Here is a 20626-nt window from a genome sequence, read left to right on the forward strand (position 1 = left end):
CCCGCTGATCCGCCACCCGGCGGGCAGGCTTCTTGCAGGCGCCCCGCGCGCAACGGAAGATCGGGGCATGATCGTCGACATCCTCAATGAAACACTGGGCGTCGCGCTCACCGCGGCGCCCTGGTTGTTGCTGGGTCTGCTGGCCGCCGGCGCGGTCAAGGCCCTGATCCCGGAGGCCGCCCTGCAGCGCTGGCTCGGCGGCGCCGGCCTGGCGGCCACGGCGCGTGCCGCCGTCGTCGGGGCCCCGTTGCCGCTTTGTTCCTGCGGGGCCATCCCCACCGCCCTGGCCCTGCATCGCGGCGGTGCCGGACGCGGGCCCACCACCGCCTTCCTGATCGGAACGCCGGGTGTCGGCGTGGACTCGCTTGCCATCAGCTACGCCCTGCTGGGCCCGGTAATGGCCGTGGCCCGCGCCCTTGGCGCCATCGTCACGGCCATCACGACAGGTTTACTGGTGGGGCGCACGCGCGCCGCGACGGACCCCCCGGAGGCGACCGGGGCCGAACCCGACACCTGCGGCGGATGTTGCGAAACCGACACGGGCTGCGCCACGCCCGAAGCCCCGCAACATCTCCCCACGCGGCTCCGCAGCGGACTGCACTATGCCTTCCACGACGTGCTCGACGATATCCGCCTGTGGCTGGTGATCGGCCTGCTGGTCGCCGGCGCCCTGCTCGCCCTGGTCCCGCCGGCCACCCTGGCCGCCTGGGGCTCGGGCCTGACGGCGATGCTGGTGATGGCCATCATCGGCATCCCGATGTACCTGTGCGCGACCGCCGCCACACCCATCGCCGTGGGTCTGATCGCGGCCGGCGTTTCGCCCGGCACCGTGCTGGTGTTCCTGCTGGCCGCGCCGATCACCAGCCTGGCGACGCTGGGCGTATTCCGCCGCGAACTCGGCACCCCGGCGCTGGTGCTCTACCTGGCCGGAATCGCGGCCACCACCATCGCGCTGGGGCTCGCCCTGGACGCCGGACTGGCCCACACCGGGGTCGACGTCGCCACCCAGATGGGCGCCGCCGGCGAGTTGCTGCCCGCCTGGCTCGAGTGGAGCACCCTGGTCATCCTGATCGTCCTGGCCACACCGGTCCTGCGCCGGTGGCTGGACCGCCTGATCCCTCACCCACAGCCGCGGAGCGCGTAAATGTCCAATCGTTCCATCGGACTCGATGAACCGCTGTACCACTACCTCCTCGAGCACTCGCTGCGCGAGCCCGAGGTACTGGCGCAGCTGCGCGCCGAAACGGCCGGCCTGCCGGAGGCGAACATGCAGATCGCCCCGGAGCAGGGACAGTTCATGGCGCTGCTGGCGAAGCTCATGGGCGCACAGCGCTATCTGGAGATCGGCACCTTCACCGGCTACAGCGCGCTGGCCATCGCCCTCGTCCTGCCGGAGGACGGCGAGGTCATCACCCTGGACAAGAGCGCGGACTGGACCGCCACGGCCCGGCGCTACTGGGAGCGCGCCGGGGTCGCCGGACGCATCCGGCTCGAGCTGGGCGAGGCGCGCAACACGCTGCAGGCGCTGGAGGCCGCCGGCGAGACCGGTCGCTTCGATCTGGCCTTCATCGATGCCGACAAGACCGGCTATCCCGACTATTTCGAACACTGCCTGCGCCTGGTACGTCCCGGCGGCCTCATCCTGACCGACAACACCCTGTGGCACGGAACCGTCGCCGACCCGGACGACCAGCGCGACGACACCCGCGCGATCCGCGCCTTCAATGACGCCCTGCATCACGACGAACGCATCGACCTCTCGCTGGTCCCCATCGGCGACGGCCTGACCCTGGCCCGCCGCCGCTGAACCAGAGGCTGCCCTGGATTCACCACAAAGCCTCCGGAACGCATGGAGAAGGGCCAGGTCAAGGGCGAATCCTCCACGAAGCCTTACCGGCAAAGGCCGCTGTCGCCTAGGCCACGGCGGCATATGGCACGGCGCTCCACTGACTGCACCACCCAGCCCGCCTCGACCTCGTCCAGCTCCAGGCGGAATTCGTAGGCACTGACGGCATCGTCGCGCAAGCCGGTCAGGCGGACCTCGGCGCGCTCCGGACGCGGCTGGTCGATCTCCAGCCCGGCGTAGTCAACCGCCAGTCCAGAATGCCAGGGGCTGGCCGCCAGCCACGCCATCACCGCGGCACCGGGCATCACCGAGGGCTCCTGCGAAGGCACCACCTGCGCCTCGAAGGCCGTAGGCGCCGGCTCCCAGCCGTCCGGCGCAGTGCTCGTGTCCGGGCCCGAAGCGGACGTGGCACAGCCCGCCAGCAGTACCGTCAGACACCCCCATGCAACCCGCCATCCCCATCGCATCCCGTGGTTCCTCTCGCAAAAATTTCCTTGCGCTCGAACATACCGGACCACCAAACGTCCTACCATGGCAGAAAGACCAGATCAGTCCGCCGCCCTGCGCGGACCGGGAGGAAGACACCATGAAACTGTTCAAGCTGCGCCACATCCTGATGACGAGCCTTTGCGCCCTGTTGCTGGCCGCAAGCCCGCTCCACTCCGACGAGCATGCGTCGGCCGCAGAGGACGACACCACCGCCAGCGAGATGGAAGAACTGCGCGAATCCTGGGCCGAGACCCGCGAGGAGATCCAGGAAGAAAGCACCGAGGCCGGTGAGGCCACCCGCTCGCGCACCCGCGAGACCCTGGACGCGATGGACCGCGAACTCGGCCGCCTGGGCGACAACCTCCGCGAGGGCTGGGATGACCTGAGCGACGCGACTCGCGAGCGCCGCGAACGCGCCTACGACGGACTGGTCGAGGAACGTGACCGCCTGGCCGAATGGTCGAGCGAGATGCGCGAGCGCTCCTCCGGCGCCTGGGGCGGTATTCGCGACGGGGCAAAGGACGCCTGGGGCGGCGTGCGCGACGGCTCGCGCAAGGCCTGGGGCTCGGTGCGTGACGCCTTCCGCGGCGACGACGAACCGGCCGGGAATGCGGGCGAGCCGGACGTTCAGGACTGATGCGGCGACACCCATCGCTCACCCCCTGGATCGGCAGCGCGGCGCTGATCCTCGCATCCGCCAGCCTGACCGGTTGCGACGGGTTCGGCGGCGCGCCCGGGACCCCCGACCACCTCGAGCGCACCACGGATCCGGAGGTCCTCCAGCGCGGTGAGCGCCTCTACCAGCAGCACTGCATCGCCTGCCACGGGGCGCAGCGCGAGGGCGCCGAGGACTGGCGCCAGCGCAACCCCGACGGCACCCTGCCCCCGCCGCCGCTGGATGGCAGCGCCCATACCTGGCACCACCCGTACTGGCAACTGAAGGACATGATCCGTTTTGGCGCCGAGGCGCGTGGCGGCGCCATGCCCAGCTTCGAGGACACGCTCTCGGAGGCGGATGCCGAGGCGATCATCGCCTGGCTGCAGTCGCACTGGCCGGACGAGATCTTCGAGGCCTGGACACGCTACGACCGCAACCACCCCACCCAGGCCGACTGGGAAGAGGCCATGGGCGAACCCTGGGTGACCCACCCCGACGGCTAACCCGACGCCGAGCCATACGCACACCGCCGCGCAGCCCCGATACAATGCACACGGAATGAGTCGGCCTGTACCGGCGTCATTCGAATGAGACGCTGCGCGGTCACCGCATGGCAGGGAATGCAGTAAAACAAGGACGGCCGGGAGGGGCCCATGCATGATGCCAAACAGCGCGCGTGTGACAGCGAGCACCGGGGGTGCGCGTGAATCGACGCGCCAACGACTTCGCGGCGGTTAGCGAACAAGCCCGTCTGCAAGGCCTGGTCGAGCAGGAACGCCAGGCAAGGCGCCGCGCCGAGACCCTGGCCGAGACCCGGCTGCAGGACGTCTACGCCAAGCAGAAACAGATCGAGCTGCTCAACACCATTGCCTCGACGGCCAACCAGTCGGACTCCATCGCGCATGTTCTGCGCTCGGCCCTCGCGGCCATCGGGCAGTACCTCGACTGGCCGGTGGGGCATGCCTATCTGACCCGACACGACGAAAACAGCGACTACAGAGAGCTGAACCCCACCGGCATCTGGCACCTCGCCGCCACCGAGCCATTCACCGAGTTCCGCGAGAACACCGACAACACGCCCTTTGCCAGTGGCCACGGGCTACCCGGCCGGGTACTGACGAACGGCGAACCGGCATGGATCGAGAACCTGGCCGCGGACGACAATTTCCCGCGGGCACCGCAGGCCGCCGCCAGCGGCCTGCGGTCCGGATTCGCGTTCCCGGTCATGGTCGGCCAGGAGGTCGCCTGCGTCCTCGAGTTCTTTGCCACAGAACCCACCACCACCGACCCCGACCTGCTGTGGCTGATGTGGCAGATCGGCGTGCAACTGGGCCGCGTGATCGAGCGCAACCGCCACGAAGAACACCTGCTCCACAACGCCTCCCATGACCAGCTGACCGGGCTCCCCAACCGCCGCCTGTTCCACGACCGCCTGGCCCATGCCATTGCCCGCGCCACCCGCGAACCCTTCAACCTGTTCGCCGTGCTGTTCGTGGATATCGACCGTTTCAAGGTCGTCAACGACAGCCTCGGGCACCCGGCCGGCGACGAACTGCTGGTGCGGGTCGGGCGGCGCCTGCTGAACGCCCTGCGCCAGAACGACACCGTCTCGCGGCCCAAGGGGGACGAGGCCAACCGCCCGGACGACACCCTCGCGCGCCTGGGCGGCGACGAATTCACCATCCTGCTGGAAGGCCTGCACGAGCCGGTGGACGCCCTGCGCGTGGCCGAACGCCTGCAGGCCGTGCTGCACGAGCCGTTCACCATCGCCGGGCAGGATATCTACGTCACCGTCAGCATCGGCATTGCCACCCGCCCCTACGGCCAGAGCTGCCCCGCCCGCGAGACCAACGCGGCGGACGACCCCGCGCGCCCGGCCACGCCGGACGACCTGATGCGCGAGGCAGACATGGCGATGTACCGCGCGAAGTCACTGGGCAAGGCCCGCTGCGAGTTCTGCGACCCCGGCATGCAGACCCAGGCGCTGCAAAGTCTGGCCCTCGAGACCGACCTGCGCCATGCGGTGGAGCGCGGCGACTTCATCGTCCACTTCCAGCCCATCGTGTCACTCGGCGAGGACTGCATCACCGGCTTCGAGGGCCTGGTGCGCTGGCAGCGCAACGGCGCGCTGGTCGCGCCGGACGACTTCATCCCCATCGCCGAGGACACCGGGCAAATCCACCTGATCGACATGCAGGTGCTCTACACGGCCTGCTGTCAGCTGGTGCAATGGGGGATCGACCACCCCGAGATGCCGCTGACCATCAGCACCAACCTATCCGCCCGGCAGCTCACGCGCCCGGGACTGGTCGACGAGGTGCAGACGATTCTTGCCGGCACCGGGGTGCCGGCCTCCCAGGTGCGCCTGGAGATCACCGAGACCGCGACGCTCGGCAATCTCGACGAGCTGATCGAGACCCTGCACCAGCTCAAGGCCCTGGGCATCAGCCTGGCAATGGACGACTTCGGCACCGGCTACTCGTCACTCAGCTACCTGCACCGGCTACCGCTGGACATTCTCAAGATCGATCGCAGCTTCGTCTCCGGGCTGGACCACGACGAATACAGCCAGCGCCTGGTTCAGACCGTAATCCACATGGCCCGCAACCTGGGTCTGGAGGCCGTGGCCGAGGGCGTCGAAAGCCATACCCACGCCGCGACGCTGCGCGCCCTCGGCTGCACCCTGGCCCAGGGCTACTACTATTCCCCACCGGTGGACGCCGCCAGCGCCACGGCCCTGCTTTCCGGCGATGCCCTGGTGGGCTGTCGGTAGAACGACCGACGGCTGCATGGACTCGGAAAAGCATGGGGGTGCGTGTCACACGGCCTGCGGTGCCACCCCACGCCGGCGCGCGATCACTTGACGCACCACCAGCTTTTCCAGCTCCACGATCACGAACACCGCCAGCCCGAAAGCCAGGATGCGCGCCCAGTCGTCCGCACCGATGGCGGTGGTCCCGAACAGCGTGTGCATCAGCGGGACATAGGTAAACGCCAGCTGCAGCACCACCAGCACCCCGATCGCCAGCCACATCGCGCGCGAGCGGAACAGCTCCCCGCCCGGTAGCACCGGCTGGTGGATCAGCCGCAGATTCAGCAGATAGAACGCCTGTCCGGCCACCAGGGTGTTGATCGCCACCGTGCGCGCGACCTCGTCGGCGACCCCGGCAAGACTCTCCATGTAGACGAAGTGCCCGAAGGTGCCGGCCCACAGCAGCAAGGCAACGAACGGGATGCGCCACAGCAGGAAGCCGGACAGCAACGGGGCATTCGGCGCGCGGGGCGGGCGCTGCATCACCCCCGGCTCGGCGCGCTCGAAGGCCAGCGCCATCGCCAGCGTCACCGAGGTCACCATGTTGACCCACAGCACCTGCACCGGGGTCAGTGGCAGGGCCAGGCCCATCAGGATGGCCATCATGATGGTCAGCGACTGCCCGGCGTTGGTCGGCAGCATGTGCAGGATGGCCTTGCGGATGTTGTCGTAGACCGTGCGGCCCTCCTCGACCGCATGGGCGATGGACGCGAAGTTGTCGTCCGCCAACACCATCTCCGAGGCCTCCTTGGCCGCTTCGGTACCCTTCCCGCCCATGGCCACGCCCACATCCGCGCGCTTCAGCGCCGGGGCGTCGTTCACCCCATCGCCGGTCATGGCGACGATCCGTCCGCCCGTCTGCAGCGCCTTCACCAGACGCAGCTTGTGCTCCGGCGAGGTCCGCGCAAAGACATCCGTGCGCTCCGCGATCTCCGCCAGCGCGGCATCGTCCAGCGCATCCAGCTCGTGACCGGCGCACGCCTCGGCCTCCCGCCCCAGGCCCAGCTGCTCACCGATCGCCCGCGCAGTGGCCAGGTGGTCCCCGGTGATCATCTTCACGTCGATCCCCGCCGCGCGACAGTCAGCCACCGCGCGGATGGCCTCCTCGCGCGGCGGGTCGATGATGCCCACCAGCGCCAGCAGGGTGAAGCCACCGGCCTCGACATCGTCGAAACGCAGCTCGCCACCATCCGCTTCGGCCTCGCGCACCGCGACCGCCAGCAGCCGCTGGCCGCGGGCCGCCACCGCCTCCATCGCCGCGTGCCAGTGATCCGGATCCAGCGCCTCGCGGGTCTCGCCATCCACCTGCTGCTCGCTGCAAAGCTCCAGCACGCGCTCCGGCGCGCCCTTCAGGAAGATCCACGCATGCCCCTCGTGGTCGTGGTGCAGGGTGGCCATGTAGCGATGATCCGACTCGAAGGGGATCACATCGGTGCGCGGCAACCGTTCGCCCTCCAGGTGCAGGTCGAGCCCGGCCTTGCGCGCCAGGGTAATCAGCGCGCCCTCGGTCGGGTCACCCTCCATCACCCAGTCGCCGTCCTTCTCGTAAAGCCGGGCGTCGTTGCACAGCAGACCCGCCCGCAGCACCTGGTTCAAGAGCGGGTCGTCATCCGGGTCGATGTCCCGCTCGTCCTCGGAGAACTGACCCTGCGGCGCGTAACCCACGCCACTGACGAGGATCTCGCGGGTGGCCGTACGCAGCGTCTGGGCGGTCATCTCGTTGCGCGTGAGCGTGCCGGTCTTGTCGGAACAAATCGTGGAGACCGAACCCAGGGTCTCCACCGCCGGCAGGCGGCGGATAATGGCATTGCACCGCGCCATCTTCTGCACCCCGATGGCCAGGGCAATGGTCATGATCGCTGGCAATCCCTCGGGGATGGTGGACACCGCCAGGCTGGCCGCAGCCAGAAACATCTCGTCCAGCGGATAGCTGCGCACCCAGTAGCCGAAGGCAAAGGTGGCCAGCGCAAGCACCACGATCACCGCGGCCAGCCAGTGGCCGAACTGCTCCATCTGGCGCACCAGCGGCGTCTCCAGCCCCTCGACTTCGCCGAGCATGGTGGAGATACGCCCGATCTCGGTGTGCTCGCCGGACGCCACCACTACGCCCATACCGCGGCCAAAGGCGACCAGCGTGCCGGAGAAGGCCATCCCGCGGCGATCCCCCAGGCCCGCCTCCGGCTCTACCGCGGCGGTGTCCTTCTCCACCGCCACCGACTCACCCGTCAGCGCGGCCTCTTCCAGGCGCAGATTCTTGGTCTCGAACAGGCGCAGGTCCGCGGGTACCCGGTCCCCGGCCTGCAGGTACACGATGTCCCCCGGGACCAGCTGCTCCGCGGGGATCTCGCGCCGCTCGCCGCCGCGCGCCACCAGCGCGCGCGGGGAGAGCATGCGGCGGATGGCATCCAGCGCCTTCTCCGCCTTGCCCTCCTGGACGAACCCGATCAGCGTGTTGATCAGGACCACGGCCAGGATCACGCCGGTATCCACCCAGTGACCCAGCAGCGCCGTCCCCAGCGCGGCTACCAGCAGGATGTAGATCAGAACATTGTGGAAATGGCGCAGGAAGCGCCGGAGAACACCCGCCCGTTCGGGCGGACGCAACTGATTGGGGCCGTAGTGCGCCAGGCGCTCCTCGGCCTGTTCTGCCGTCAGCCCCTCGCGCGAGGTCCCCCAGTGTTCGAACGCGGCATCCGCGTTCTGGCTGTGCCATGCCGGGACATCGCGATCCGCGCGGGAGGACTGGGGGTCGGAAAGTTCGGCCATGGGCAACCCATTCGCATGTCAGCGCTGCCCTATCGTCCCCCGGCACCCGGGGAACGGCAAGCCCCAGGGAAACCCTGATCGGTGTATCCCTGGATGCCTGCCTGCCGCATCGGCGAACGGATCAGAACTGCATCCCGACCTTGCCCATCACGCGCATGTTGTCGGCATCCGCGCGGCGGCCGTCGAAACGGTCGTTCTCGGTGAACTGGTAACGCGCCTCCAGCCCCAGGAACCACTGGCGATCCAGCTGGTACTTCAGGCTGCCGCCCACCTGGGCCGCCCACAGGCCGTTCGTCTCGTCGTCCAGCTCGGCCCGCACGTAACCGATACCCGGACCGAAGCCCAGCGACAGACGTTCGTTCGGCTCGAACATCCAGTGGCTGTTGATCTCCGCGCTGGTCATCTTCAGTGGGTCGTCGCTGTAGCGGGTCACGCTGAAGTGATGACGCAGCACCCCGGTGGCCGGCTGAAACAACTGGCAGTTGGCACCGATCTCGACGCCATAGGCCGCATCCGAACTGGCATCGGAGAGGTCCGGAGAAACCACCCCGCCCAGCAGGGCCACGCTGGGCTCCATGCCACGCTCGACCGCGCTGGCCTGCGCGAACGGCACCAGCACCAATGCACCCAGGGCCAACATCGACATCGTCTTCTTGTGCTGCATCGCACACCTCCTGATCAATATGAATAAGCAGACGCTAATGGTAGCCCAGCATGGCGTGATCTTCATCACGCGCTTACGGAACGCGTGGCCCGGAATGGAATTTTCCTCCCCGCAGTTGCATCTCTCAGCCGAAGCTCGACCCCGGACGGGGTTTCCTGATCCCTGAAACATTCAGGGGAACCCTCGGCGGCCGAAGGCCTCGAAGGGGGTGAACCCGCCCAACCCGAAAAGGCGAAGTTCGCTCTTCCAAGCAACAAGAAGAACCATCCACTCAGAAGCAAACGGAGGACCTCATGTCCGACCAACCGAATGCAAATCGTCGAAAGTTCCTGCGTCAGGCATCCGCGGCCGTGGCGGCCATCCCGGTGATCAGCATGGCTGGGATGTCCACGGCCAAGGCCGACAACCCCAAGGCCGAGGACGGCCATCGCCACGACTACGTGAACAATGCAGCAGACGCTGCCGGTCACGAGGACTACTCGGAAGGCGAGAAGTGCAAGAACTGCGCCTTCTGGGGCGGCGGCGACGCCGAATGGGGCCAGTGCTTCCACGCCGACTTCCAGGGTGTTCAGGTGAACGCCGCTGGCTGGTGTGACGAGTACGTCGGGGCCTGATCCTGACACCTCCGTCCGGTCCGGGTATCCGGGCCGGACGTTGCCTCCCGCAGCGCTCCCCCGCTGCGACTTGCATCCCCGCCGCACCTCCCCGCAAGCTAGACCCTCAATTCCGTAAACCGGCCTCACCCTTGCCGAACGTGGCCGAAAGGAATGTGCGTGCCTGACCACTCATCCCGGCCGTCTCGCCGCATCGCCTCCGGCGACCCACGCCCCGACTCGCGAGTCGGCCGCTGATGGACCTCTCGCCCGCCGCTTTCACCATCCTCTACCTGGTCTACGGCCTGGCATTTTTCTCGCTGGGCGTGGTCGCCCTGGTCCTGCCGCGGGGCGATGGCACGCTGCCGTTTGCCCGGCATTTCTGGCTCCTGGCCCTGTTCGGTCTGGTCCATGGCACCTACGAGTTCCTGCAGGCCGCAGGCCTGCACTATCCGCCCGCCCGGAACCTGTGGCTCAACGCCACCTGGCAACTGCTCTCCTATGTGCCGCTGCTGGAGTTCGGACGGCGCGCCCTGATCGTCAGCCACGCACGCATCCGCCTGGATGCCCTGTGGCTGTACCCGGTCATCGTCGCCGGACTGCTGCTCGTCATCGGGATGGCGGAGGATCCGGGCCGCGGCCTCGCCAATGGCGGGCGCTACCTGGTCGGCGTCCCCGGCGCACTGCTCGTCGGCCTGGCCTTCTGGTTCCTGCTGCGGCGCCCCGCCCTGCGCGCCCCGCAACCCGGCGATCATGGCCGCCACTATCCGGCCGTAGCCACCCTGGCACTGGCCTTCCTCGGCTATGCCCTGCTGACCCCGTTCCCGGGGACCGTCGATCCGGGGCTGCCCGGCTGGCTGCCAACCTATGGCGACTTCCTCGAGGCGACCGGGCTGCCGGTACAGCTGTTGCGCATGTTCACGGCCCTCCTCGCCGGCATCGCACTGATGAGCCTGACCCGCACCCTGGGCACCCAGCAGGGCGACGACCTACTGCGCATCCTCGACACCCTCAACGGCTTCGTCTATCGCTGCCGCAACAACCCGAGCTGGGACGTGATCAATGCCGAGGGCGCAATCGAGGAATTCACCGGGTACCCGCGCGGGGATTTTGTCGAGGGCGGCATGACGTTCGGCGACCTGGTCCATCCGGATGATCGCGAACGGGTATGGCGCGAGGTCTCGGAGGGCCTTCAGCGCTCCGGTCAGTTTCAGATCCAGTGGCGCATGATGCGGCAGGATGGGGGCGTATGCTGGGTATTCGAGCGTGGGGCCGGCACCTACGACGACCGGGGCCGGCTTCGGTACATCCAGGGCCACGTGATCGATGCCGACGAACTGGTCACCACCAGCGAGAGCCTGCGCGCCAAGACCGACGAACTGGAGGCCTTTCGCTCCACCCTCGATCTGACCCTGGACGCGGTCTTCCTGTTCGACGTCGAGACCCTGCGCTTCATCTACGTGAACCAGGGAGCAGTGGACCAGACCGGCATCGCGCGCGAGGACCTGCTGACCCTGCACCCCTTTGATATCAAGCCGGACTTCCCGGAAGGCCGCTTTCGTCAGCTGATCGAGCCGCTGCGCCGGGGCGTACGCGACCAGCTCCGCTTCGATACCAGCCACCGGAATCGCGACGGCTTCGATGTGCCGGTCGAGATCTCCCTGCAGATGGTGGCGCCCCGCGGCGAGACGGCCCGGTATGTGGCGATCTCGCACGACATCACCCAGCGCAAGCGCAACGAAGAGGCGCTGCTGCAGGCCCTGGCCGAGCTGGAGACCTCGCGCGACGAACAATCCCGCCTGCTGGAACTGACCCAGCGCGAACAGGGGCGCATGGCCGCTCTGCTCTCCGCGATGAGCATCGGCATCCTGTTCGAGGACCGCGACGGCCGCGTGGAATACGTGAACCCGGCCTTCCGCCGGATGTGGGCCATCGACAACCAACTGGAATTGGTGGGACGGGCCTCACGCGAGGTGCTGGAGCACTCCACCCACCGCTTCGCCCGGCCGGACCACGCCTCGCGCCATGTGCTGCACGTGCTGGATACCCACGAGATCAGCGAACGCTTCGAGGTCGACCTGTACGACGGGCGCATCCTCACCCAGGTCTCCTACCCGGTGCACGATACCGACGAGCGCACCATCGGCCGCCTGTGGCTGTACGAGGACGTGACCCACGAGCGCCAGACCGCCCAGCAGCTGGTCTATCTGGCCGAGCATGATGCCCTGACCGGGCTCTACAACCGCCATCACTTCCAGAAGCACCTGGAACACATGATCCACAGCGAACGCCGCCGCAGCGGCCGCTTTGCCCTGCTGTATTTCGATCTCGACGAGTTCAAGACCATCAATGACACCTTCGGCCACCGCGCCGGAGACACCGTGCTGGTACGCGCGGCCGGCGAGATCGCCGCGCTGGTTCGCAGCCAGGATATCTTCGCCCGCCTGGGCGGCGACGAGTTCGCCATCCTGGTCGATCGCGACTCGGAGCACGAGCCGATCGAGCTGGCCGAACGCGTTGGCCGCGCGATCGCCTCAATCCCGTTCCGCTTCCGCGGCCAGAACTACCGGCTCACCGCCAGCATCGGCATCGCCCACTACCCCGAGCACGGTGACAACGTGGAGGACCTGGTGGCCCACGCGGACACCGCGATGTACCAGGCCAAGGACCTGGGCAAGAACACCTGGGCGGTATTCGACCGCAGCCGCAACACCGCCGAGCACATGCTGGAGCGGATGTCCTGGAGCCAGCGCATCGCCTCGGCCCTGGAACTGGGCCATCTGGAGCTGCACTACCAGGGGATCTACGCCATCGATGACGGCCACCTGCACCACCTGGAGGCCCTGGTGCGCATGCGCGACCCGACCAAACCCGACGAGATCGCCATGCCCGGCCAGTTCATCCCGATCGCGGAGAAGACCGGCCAGATCCTGGATATCGACCGCTGGGTGATCCGCGAGAGCATCGCCCGCCTGGCCGGCGACCCGGCGATCGCCGGCATCGCGATCAACATCTCCGGGCGCAGCTTCGACGAACCCAGCCTTCCGCAGTACATCGCCCAGCAGCTGGCACAGCATGCGGTCGAGCCCCGCCGGCTGATCATCGAGCTGACCGAGACCGCCGCGGTGTCCGAGATGCAGGACGCCCAGCGCTTCATCGAGGCGCTGCAGCACACCGGCTGCACCGTCTGCCTGGACGACTTCGGCTCCGGCTTCTCCACCTTCGCCTATCTCAAGTACCTGGGCGTGCAGATCCTCAAGATCGACGGCATGTTCGTGCGCGATCTGCCCAACAACCGCGACAACCAGGCCTTCATCCGCGCGATGGTCGATGTCGCCCGCGGTCTCGACAAACGCACCGTCGCCGAGTGCGTGGAAGACGGCCCGACCCTCGCGATGCTGGCCGAACTGGGCGTGGACATGGCGCAGGGCTATCACCTGCACCGGCCATCCCTGGAGATCCCCCGCGAACGGGGTGAGCCGGACTAGACCCGGGGCTGCCTCGCGGGAGGCGCCTCAGCGCATCATCTCGACACGCTCAACGAGCTCCGCACCGCCCCCCTCGAAACGAAAGCCAACCGCATCCGTCGCGACCCGGAACTCGCCTTCCGCCTGTATCCAGCCCTGTTCCAGGACGCTCGCGTCGACCCGCTCGAACAGCCGCTGCAACGCCAACGCAGTGGCACCCCGGGCCGCGTATTCCAGGCCGTGGCGCTCCCATCCGGCACGGGCCGCATCCGCCAGTCTCCAGCCGGTCTCGACGAACCCGGCAATCCACAGCGCGCGCAGCACCCCATCACCCCACTGCTGGCGCAACTGCGCCATCCCGGAACGCGTATCCGCGGCGGCCTCCACCGTCGCGACCAGCGATGCGGGCAACAGCTCGCGCCAGTCATCGCTCTCGAAAGCGCCCGGCATCAAATCCTCGTCGATAATCTGAACGAAGTCCGGGACCGGGTCGGAACCCGTGCGCTGCGCCAGCTGGATCAATGCCCCGGCCTCGTCGCGATAACCGGACAGGGCAAACCCGCACAAGTGATGATCCACGATGTCGTGCACGAACACCGACGTCGGGATGCGCTCGCCGGCGAAGGGCGTCGCCGCGATCACGTCCGTGCCGCGTCCTGGCAGATCCAGCTTCCAGCCACGCACCCCAAAGCCATCCGCCCAGGATTCGGCGTAGTGCGCCGGGATGGCCACGCCACCCTCGTCCCCATCCTGCATACCCCGTTCGCGCGTCATTGGCTCGTCTCCGTACAAGGTGTCGTCCTTGCACTTTACCGACCGGTCAACTAGTGTGCAAAGACATGGAAGCCATCACACCCAACGACACCCGCGGTGCAAGCCGCAAAGCCCTGCTGCAGGCCGCCCGCGACCTCATTGTCACGCGCAGCTACGCCTCCGTCGGCATTGCCGAGATCTGTGCGCAGGCGGGCGTGCGCAAGGGCAGTCTGTACCACTTCTTCCCCGGGAAGGAGGCGCTCACCCTGGCGATGCTGGACGCGCTCTACGCGGACTTCGAGCGCGACGTGCTGATCCCCGGGCTGTCGGGCGCCAACGGGCTCCGCGCTCGCATCGACGCGTTCGTCCACGCGATCCATGCCTTCGAGGCGCGGATGCAGACGGAATCCGGACAGCTGCCCGGCTGCCCCTTCGGCAACCTGGCGGTGGAGATGGGTACCCACAACCCGGCCCTGCGCCAGGCGATCCGGAAGCACCTGGATGCGGTCACCGCACATTTTCGCGCCGTGCTGGACGCGGCCGTACAAAACGGCGAGCTTCCGCCCGAAACCGACACCGCGGCCGCCGCCGAACAGTGGCTGGCGCTGATGGAAGGGATCCTGGTGATGGCCAAGGCCGATCAGGATCCGGCCACGATCCTGCGCCTGGGCCCCGCGCTCGGGGCGCTCCTGCTCAACCCGACCCCGGAGGTCCACCATGAGCGATGAACACTTCCCCCTGCATGACGCCGCCAGCGCCCCCGACGCGAAGCCGGCCTTCGAGCAGGCCGAGCAGACCTTCGGCATGGTCCCCAACCTGATCCGCAAAATGGCCAGCGCGCCAGCCCTGGCGGAGGCCTATCTTTCCCTCAATACCCTGCTGCAGCAGACCTCCATGAGCCCGACCGAGCAGTGCACCCTGTTGCTGACGGTCAGCCGCTATCACGAATGCGACTACTGCATGGCCGCGCACAGCATGACCGGCCGCATGACCGGCGTTCCGGACGGCGTGGTCGATGCGCTGCGCGAGGACCGGCCGATCGACGACCCGAAGCTGGAGGCGCTTCGCCAGTTCACCCGCGCCATGATCGAACAGCGTGGCTGGGTCGACGAGGCCACCCAGCAGGCCTTCCTGGACGCCGGCTACACGCACCCGCAGATGCTGGAGGTGATCCTGGCGATCGGCCTGAAGACCCTGTCCAACTACACCAACCACATCGCCGGCACCCCGGTCGACGAGCCCATGGCCGGCGAGCGCTGGACGGCACCGGGCGCATAACCGCGCCGTCCCAACGTCCCCGAAGGAGAAACCCACATGAGCGAAGAAACCGCCGATCTTGTTGTCATCATGATCACCGGGCCGGAGAACAAGCGTCGTCTGCCGTCGGCCTTCTTTCTGGCGGCCACCGCCGCCGCAAGCGAACAGAACGTCATCATGTACTTCACCGGGCCGGCCACGGAACTGCTGAAAACCGGCGTCGCCGAGAACATCCATCCCATGGAGGGCGGCAAGAGCATCGCCGACTTCATGAAGAACGCCATGGACAACGGCGTCCAGATGATGGGCTGCCGGCAATCGCTTGAGCTGAACGGAATGGATGAATCGGATCTGGCCTACCCGGACCTCCCCTTGCTTACGCCCTCGCAGGCCTTGCCTTCGCTGGGGTCGGCCGGCAAAGTCCTGACCTGGTAATCACACGAGGGGCCGCACCGGTGGCCCCTCTCCGACCGGAGGCGTACAGGGGCGTGCCGGACCATCGCAAGCGCATCCTCCTGCTGTCCGCCTATCGCGCCGACAGCCACGCGGCCTGGGCGGACTGGTTAACCAGCACCTTCGATGCGTTCGACTGGCAGCTACTGGAACTGCCGGGGCGCCACTTCCGTTGGCGCATCCGCGGCAACCCGATCTCCTGGCTGGACGCACTGGCGACCACGGAAGTCGACGCAGTCATCGCCACCTCGATGGTGGATCTCGCCACCCTGCGCGGACTCCAGCCCCACCTCGCCGCCCTGCCCACGCTCTACTACGTGCACGAGAACCAGTTTGCCTATCCGCTGGGCCCGCAACAGGTGGATTCGGTGGACCCGCAGATGGTGCAGATCTATGCGGCGCTGGCCGCGGACCGCATCGCCTTCAACTCGGCGTTCAACCGCGACTCGTTCCTGGAAGGGATGGCGACCCTGCTCGGACGCATGCCGGATGCGGTACCTCCCGGGATACGGGACCGACTGACGCAGCGCAGCGCGATCCTCCCGGTGCCGATCCAGCCAACGGCCGTGGCCGGCGGCACTCGCGATCCGGGCCTGATCCTCTGGAATCACCGCTGGGAATACGACAAGGCCCCGGAGGTCTTTGCCGAGGCCATGCTGACGCTGGCCGGGTCGGGCGTGGATTTCCGTCTTGCCCTGCTGGGGCCGCGGCCGGCGAACGCCCCCGAACCCCTGCAAAAGCTGCGCGAGGCCCTGGGGAACCGGATCATCGCCGATGGCAAGCTGCCCCGCAGCGAATACGACGCGTTACTGGGCCGCGCAGGCATCGTCGTCAGTACCGCCCGGCACGAGTTCCAGGGCCTGGCAGTGCTGGAGGCCAGCGCCGCTGGTGCCACACCGCTGGTCCCGGATGCCCTGGCCTACCGCGAACAATACCCCGATGCCTGTCGCTACCCGCAAGGCGATGTCGACACGCTGACGCAGCGCCTGCAGGCATGGCTGCAACAAGGCGCCCCGCCCGCACCCGACGTCCGCGCGTGGACGCCGGGCCGATTGGAGCCGGACTGGAAAGGGATGCTGGACGACCTCGTTATGGGCGAGCGCAAGGGGTCACGGGTCAATCGCGGCTGACGACGACCCGATCCGACATCTCGTCCTCGGCCACGAACACCGGGCGGATCACGTCGCGGTAATTGCGGATGCGCTGCACGTAGTACACCGGCTGATACCCGCGCGCATAGCCGTAACGCAGATCCTTGTAGTAACGCTCCTCGGTCAGTAGCGGCAGGATCTCGCGCATGTCGGCCCAGCGATCCGGGTCCCGTCCCAGCTCGCGCGCCAGGCGGCGCGCATCCAGCAAGTGACCCCGGCCGATGTTGTAGGCCGCCAGCGCCAGGTAGGTACGATCCGGCTCGACGATGTCATCCGGCAGCAACCCGTGCTGACGCTGCAGGTAGCGGGCCCCGCCGTCGATGCTCTCCACCGGGTCCAGGCGATCCACGCCCAGCGACTCGGCGGTGCGACGGGTCAGCATCATCAGCCCGCGCACGCCCGTCGGGCTGCGCGCCTCCGGATCCCAGTGCGACTCCTGATAGGCCAGTGCAGCCAGCAGATCCGCGGGCAGATCCGTGCGCTCGGCCGCCTCCTCGAAGTGGGGATGGTACTGGGGCAGGCGATCCTCTATGCGCCGGTTCAGCGCGCGCAGGTCGACGAAGTCGAACTGGTTGATGTAGGCGTAATAGCGCTCGTCCACGAGGTCGCGCAGCTCGCGGCCACCGGCGCCCTGCATCCAGGTGGCGGCCAGCTCGGCGAGCTCGGCATGCTCCGGATCGACATACCACCCCAGCGCGCGCGGCGCGGACAGATCGAAGGCGATGTCGAGATGCGGGAAGGAGCGGCGGTTGTAACGCACGATGTGCGAATCAGCCACGGTGCAGCCGATCTCCTGCCGGGCGACCTGCGCCATCAGGCGCTCGGTGCCGATCTCGCGCACCTCGAAATCGACCGATTCCGGAAGCGCCTCATCCAGGGTTTCGACGTAGCTGCTGCCGGCCGAGACGACCAGATCGACGCCCTCCAGCTCGTCCGTCGAACCCGGCAAGCCGGACAAGTCGCGATGGCAGACGACCTGCTCGCTCACCTCCATGTAGTGCGGACCGCGGCGAAAGCGCTCATCGCGCGACGGCAGATGGGTCAGACCCGCTGCCGCCATGTGCGCCGCGCCGGATTCGAGCGCATCGAGGACACCGGAAACCGAGTCGGCCATGACCCATTCCACCTTCCAGCCATGCGCCAGGGCAAAGCCTTCGACCAGGTCGTGCTCGGTGCCGGACGTCTCCAGATGCTGGTCAAAGTACCAGGTGGTGGGTGCGTTGCGGGTCACCACGCGCAGCGTTCCGGTCTCATCCACGGAGGCCAGGCGATCGCCCGCAGCCGCGTTGGAAACCATCGTTCCGGATTGCCCGTTCTCCGAACCACACCCGGCCAGTAACGCCAGCAGGGCCGCCGGGATCAATGCCCGGAAGGCTCGCCCACAGCGCGCGGAGCGAGTGACCCGTCCCTTGCGCTTCGATTGTTCGGTCATACCGGTTTCCTTCCCGTCGGCAGCCGGCGTCAAACGCCAACCGATTCCATGACGGATCCATGAATGTCCGATACAGAGACTAGGGTTTTGCGGAATGGTTCTCAAAAATACCCACACTCGCGGGGTTGCAGAATCACCAAGTATCCGTTCACGGATGTTCAGCTCACCCGTGCCGGTGGGCACAAGGGCGACACGCCCTGTACAGTCGAAGTCCGGCCCATCGCCGAGCGAACGACCGCGGCCAGGAACAAGGCCAAAGGCTCCGCCAAACCCAGCGGGCATCCTTGAGGCCAGGGAGGCACTGATCAATTCGCACGCCCGTGCTCGAGTTGAGCAGTGCCTCCCTGGGGGAACGCCTCGACATCCGCGCGATCCAATCGCCCGTCACTTGCCAGGAGCGCGACAACATGCCCGTGGAATCCCTTCTCCTCCTCCTGCTCATCGGCGGCATTGCCGGCTGGCTCGCAGGCCTGCTGGTACACGGGTCCGGGCAGGGCATCCTGCTGAATATCGTGGTTGGCGTGATCGGCGCCTTCCTCGGCGGCTGGCTGTTCACCCAGCTCGGGGTGCAGGCAGCCGGACTGATCGGCAGCCTTGCCGCCGCCACCGTGGGCGCCGTGCTGCTGCTCGGTCTGCTTCGCTTGATCCGAAAGGCCTGATCCACCCGATCCAAGGAGTTCTCATGATCCAGATCCTCGGCATCATCCTGCTGGTTGGCGGCCTGATCGCCGCCCTGGTCGGTGTTCAGGACGCCTTCGGCATGCGCGAGCGCGCGGCGCGGCTGTTCCTTGGCCGCTTCACCCGGCGCACCCTCGCGCTGCTTATCGGTGGCGGCGTGGCCGCGCTGATCGGCCTGATCCTGATGACCTCGAAAATGTGATGCGGTTGGCGTGATCTTCCCGAGGCGGTAGGGTCCGCCTCGGGGGAGCCTGCGACCGACACCGGACGCGGCATCGCTGCGGCCCCCTGGAACAAAAAAAGAGGGGAGACCGCATGACTCTGACACCGTCGCGCCGCCTGGCGCTCTCGATCGCCGTTAGCTCCGCCCTGTTTGCCGCCCCCGCAACCCTGATGGCCGCCGGCTTCTACATCCAGACGCAGGGCGCGTCCGGCCTCGGCCGGGCCCATGCGGGGGATGTCGCCGTCGCCTCAAATGCCTCCACCATCTACTTCAACCCGGCTGGCATGACCCGCCTGAAGGGCAACGAACTCCAGGCCGGTGTGCATCTGCTGATGCCCAACTCCGAGGTCAATCAGCGCAGCACCCAGATCCCCGGGCGCGACAGCAGCAACCCCTATGACCCGACCCCGGTGCCCAACCTGTACTGGGCACAGCAGTACTCCGACCGAGTCTGGCTGGGCTTCGGCCTCAGCGCCCCGTTCGGCCTGAAGAATAAGTACAACGACAACTTCTTCGCCCGCTACGACTCACTGGAATCCGACCTGCGCGTGCTCAATCTGCAACCGAGCATCGCGTTCGAGCTGACCGACCGGATCTCCATCGGCGGCGGCCTCGACCTGCAGTACGCCGATGCCACCCTGCGCAGCGCGACACCGGACCCGGCCGGTCTCAATCCGGACACCGACGGGAAATTCGAACTCGAGGGCGACAACTGGGATGTCGGCTTCAACATCGGGATGCTGTTCGACCTGAGCGATGCGACCCGCCTGGGCATCCATTACCGTGAAGGCGTCACCCATACCCTCCAGGGCACAGCCACCGCGACGCTATCGACAAACGACCCCCTACGCGCCCAAGTAGGCGACACCATCGTTCAAGGTGGCCAGGCCGACCTGAAGCTACCCGATATCGCCTCGATTGGCATTCGTCATCGCTTCAGTGACCGCTGGACCGGCCTCGCCCAGTACACCTGGTTCAACTGGTCGAACTTCGACGAGATCCGGATCGAACTCGCGACCGGCGACCAGGTGCTGGAACAGAACTACCGCAACAGCTACGCCCTGGCGGTGGGGGCCGAGTACGCGATGAACCCGCGCTGGACCCTGCGTGGCGGCATCCAGTACGACCAGACCCCGACGCAGACCAACGGGCGCGGCACGCGCACCCCGGATGGCGACCGCACCTGGTTCTCCTTCGGCGCCAGCTACGCCCGCAGCGAGCGCTTCACCTTCGACCTGGGCTACAGCTACATCCACATCGCCAGCGAGGATCTCGACATCACGCGCAGCTTTAACGGGACCGACATCAACATGCAGGGCACGACCAAGGGTCACGTGCACGTCCTGTCGGCCGCCATGCGCTACCACTTCTAGCGCCGAATCCG

Annotated in this window: 19 protein-coding genes; 14 read left to right on the forward strand and 5 right to left on the reverse strand. The window is 67.5% G+C overall.

The annotated features are described in order from the left end of the window. The first annotated feature begins 67 nt into the window (after positions 1-67). Together B0684_RS09595 and B0684_RS09600 are read left to right on the forward strand one after the other, a co-directional pair. Complete coding sequence (locus B0684_RS09595) at positions 68-1144, forward strand: SO_0444 family Cu/Zn efflux transporter (protein WP_018650437.1); 1077 nt, start codon at positions 68-70, stop codon at positions 1142-1144. Continuing rightward, complete coding sequence (locus B0684_RS09600; protein WP_018650438.1) at positions 1145-1807, forward strand: O-methyltransferase; 663 nt, start codon at positions 1145-1147, stop codon at positions 1805-1807. It begins immediately after the preceding gene. 83 nt (positions 1808-1890) lie between these two features. Here B0684_RS09600 and B0684_RS14040 read toward each other — a convergent pair whose 3' ends face one another. Continuing rightward, on the reverse strand, positions 1891-2313 hold the full coding sequence (locus B0684_RS14040; protein WP_332881460.1) for a hypothetical protein: 423 nt from the start codon (positions 2311-2313) through the stop codon (positions 1891-1893). 119 nt (positions 2314-2432) lie between these two features. Between B0684_RS14040 and B0684_RS09610 the strand changes: the two genes are divergently transcribed. The 3 genes from B0684_RS09610 (at position 2433) to B0684_RS09620 (ending at position 5766) form a co-directional block, all read left to right on the forward strand. Then, complete coding sequence (locus B0684_RS09610; RefSeq protein WP_018650439.1) at positions 2433-2972, forward strand: hypothetical protein; 540 nt, start codon at positions 2433-2435, stop codon at positions 2970-2972. Next, complete coding sequence (locus tag B0684_RS09615; protein WP_018650440.1) at positions 2972-3496, forward strand: c-type cytochrome; 525 nt, start codon at positions 2972-2974, stop codon at positions 3494-3496. Before B0684_RS09610 ends, B0684_RS09615 begins: the two co-directional genes overlap by 1 nt. Before the next feature lie 194 nt (positions 3497-3690). Beyond that, positions 3691-5766 (forward strand): putative bifunctional diguanylate cyclase/phosphodiesterase, encoded by a 2076-nt coding sequence (locus B0684_RS09620; protein ID WP_018650441.1) that lies wholly within the window; start codon positions 3691-3693, stop codon positions 5764-5766. Between the two features lie 45 nt (positions 5767-5811). On the opposite strand, the gene B0684_RS09625 is transcribed toward B0684_RS09620, so the two are convergent. Together B0684_RS09625 and B0684_RS09630 are read right to left on the reverse strand one after the other, a co-directional pair. Beyond that, positions 5812-8571: a cation-transporting P-type ATPase gene (locus B0684_RS09625; RefSeq protein ID WP_018650442.1), complete on the reverse strand. Its 2760-nt coding sequence runs from the start codon at positions 8569-8571 to the stop codon at positions 5812-5814. A 121-nt stretch (positions 8572-8692) separates the two neighbouring features. After that, positions 8693-9235 (reverse strand): porin family protein, encoded by a 543-nt coding sequence (locus tag B0684_RS09630; protein WP_018650443.1) that lies wholly within the window; start codon positions 9233-9235, stop codon positions 8693-8695. Positions 9236-9528: 293 nt separating this feature from the next. Between B0684_RS09630 and B0684_RS09635 the strand changes: the two genes are divergently transcribed. After that, on the forward strand, positions 9529-9849 hold the full coding sequence (locus B0684_RS09635) for a high-potential iron-sulfur protein (protein WP_018650444.1): 321 nt from the start codon (positions 9529-9531) through the stop codon (positions 9847-9849). A gap of 236 nt (positions 9850-10085) precedes the next feature. Next, complete coding sequence (locus B0684_RS09640; protein WP_018650445.1) at positions 10086-13316, forward strand: EAL domain-containing protein; 3231 nt, start codon at positions 10086-10088, stop codon at positions 13314-13316. A 27-nt stretch (positions 13317-13343) separates the two neighbouring features. On the opposite strand, the gene B0684_RS09645 is transcribed toward B0684_RS09640, so the two are convergent. Beyond that, positions 13344-14069, reverse strand: a complete 726-nt coding sequence (locus B0684_RS09645; protein ID WP_018650446.1) for a hypothetical protein — start codon at positions 14067-14069, stop codon at positions 13344-13346. A 65-nt stretch (positions 14070-14134) separates the two neighbouring features. Here B0684_RS09645 and B0684_RS09650 point away from each other — a divergent pair, with 65 nt between their 5' ends. From B0684_RS09650 to B0684_RS09665, 4 genes are read left to right on the forward strand one after another with little or no spacing between them, the layout of a single operon-like run. Then, positions 14135-14776: a TetR/AcrR family transcriptional regulator gene (locus tag B0684_RS09650; protein ID WP_018650447.1), complete on the forward strand. Its 642-nt coding sequence runs from the start codon at positions 14135-14137 to the stop codon at positions 14774-14776. Further along, positions 14766-15326, forward strand: a complete 561-nt coding sequence (locus tag B0684_RS09655; protein ID WP_018650448.1) for a carboxymuconolactone decarboxylase family protein — start codon at positions 14766-14768, stop codon at positions 15324-15326. Before B0684_RS09650 ends, B0684_RS09655 begins: the two co-directional genes overlap by 11 nt. Positions 15327-15362: 36 nt before the next feature. After that, positions 15363-15740: a DsrE family protein gene (locus tag B0684_RS09660; protein ID WP_018176524.1), complete on the forward strand. Its 378-nt coding sequence runs from the start codon at positions 15363-15365 to the stop codon at positions 15738-15740. Positions 15741-15793: 53 nt separating this feature from the next. After that, on the forward strand, positions 15794-16888 hold the full coding sequence (locus B0684_RS09665) for a tRNA-queuosine alpha-mannosyltransferase domain-containing protein (protein WP_018650449.1): 1095 nt from the start codon (positions 15794-15796) through the stop codon (positions 16886-16888). Here B0684_RS09665 and mltF read toward each other — a convergent pair. Further along, a complete protein-coding gene (gene mltF, locus B0684_RS09670; protein WP_018650450.1) occupies positions 16875-18341 on the reverse strand; it encodes a membrane-bound lytic murein transglycosylase MltF in 1467 nt (488 codons plus the stop codon). The two genes, B0684_RS09665 and mltF, sit on opposite strands and share 14 nt — an antisense overlap. Positions 18342-18748: 407 nt before the next feature. Between mltF and B0684_RS09675 the strand changes: the two genes are divergently transcribed. From B0684_RS09675 to B0684_RS09685, 3 genes are all read left to right on the forward strand, one after another. After that, a complete protein-coding gene (locus B0684_RS09675) occupies positions 18749-19000 on the forward strand; it encodes a GlsB/YeaQ/YmgE family stress response membrane protein (protein WP_026304801.1) in 252 nt (83 codons plus the stop codon). Between the two features lie 23 nt (positions 19001-19023). Next, positions 19024-19221 (forward strand): DUF3185 family protein, encoded by a 198-nt coding sequence (locus tag B0684_RS09680; RefSeq protein WP_018146324.1) that lies wholly within the window; start codon positions 19024-19026, stop codon positions 19219-19221. A gap of 113 nt (positions 19222-19334) precedes the next feature. Beyond that, complete coding sequence (locus B0684_RS09685) at positions 19335-20615, forward strand: OmpP1/FadL family transporter (RefSeq protein ID WP_018650451.1); 1281 nt, start codon at positions 19335-19337, stop codon at positions 20613-20615. Positions 20616-20626 lie beyond the last annotated feature (11 nt).

This window comes from Thioalkalivibrio versutus, assembly GCF_001999325.1.
Taxonomy (GTDB): Bacteria; Pseudomonadota; Gammaproteobacteria; order Ectothiorhodospirales; family Ectothiorhodospiraceae; genus Thioalkalivibrio; species Thioalkalivibrio versutus.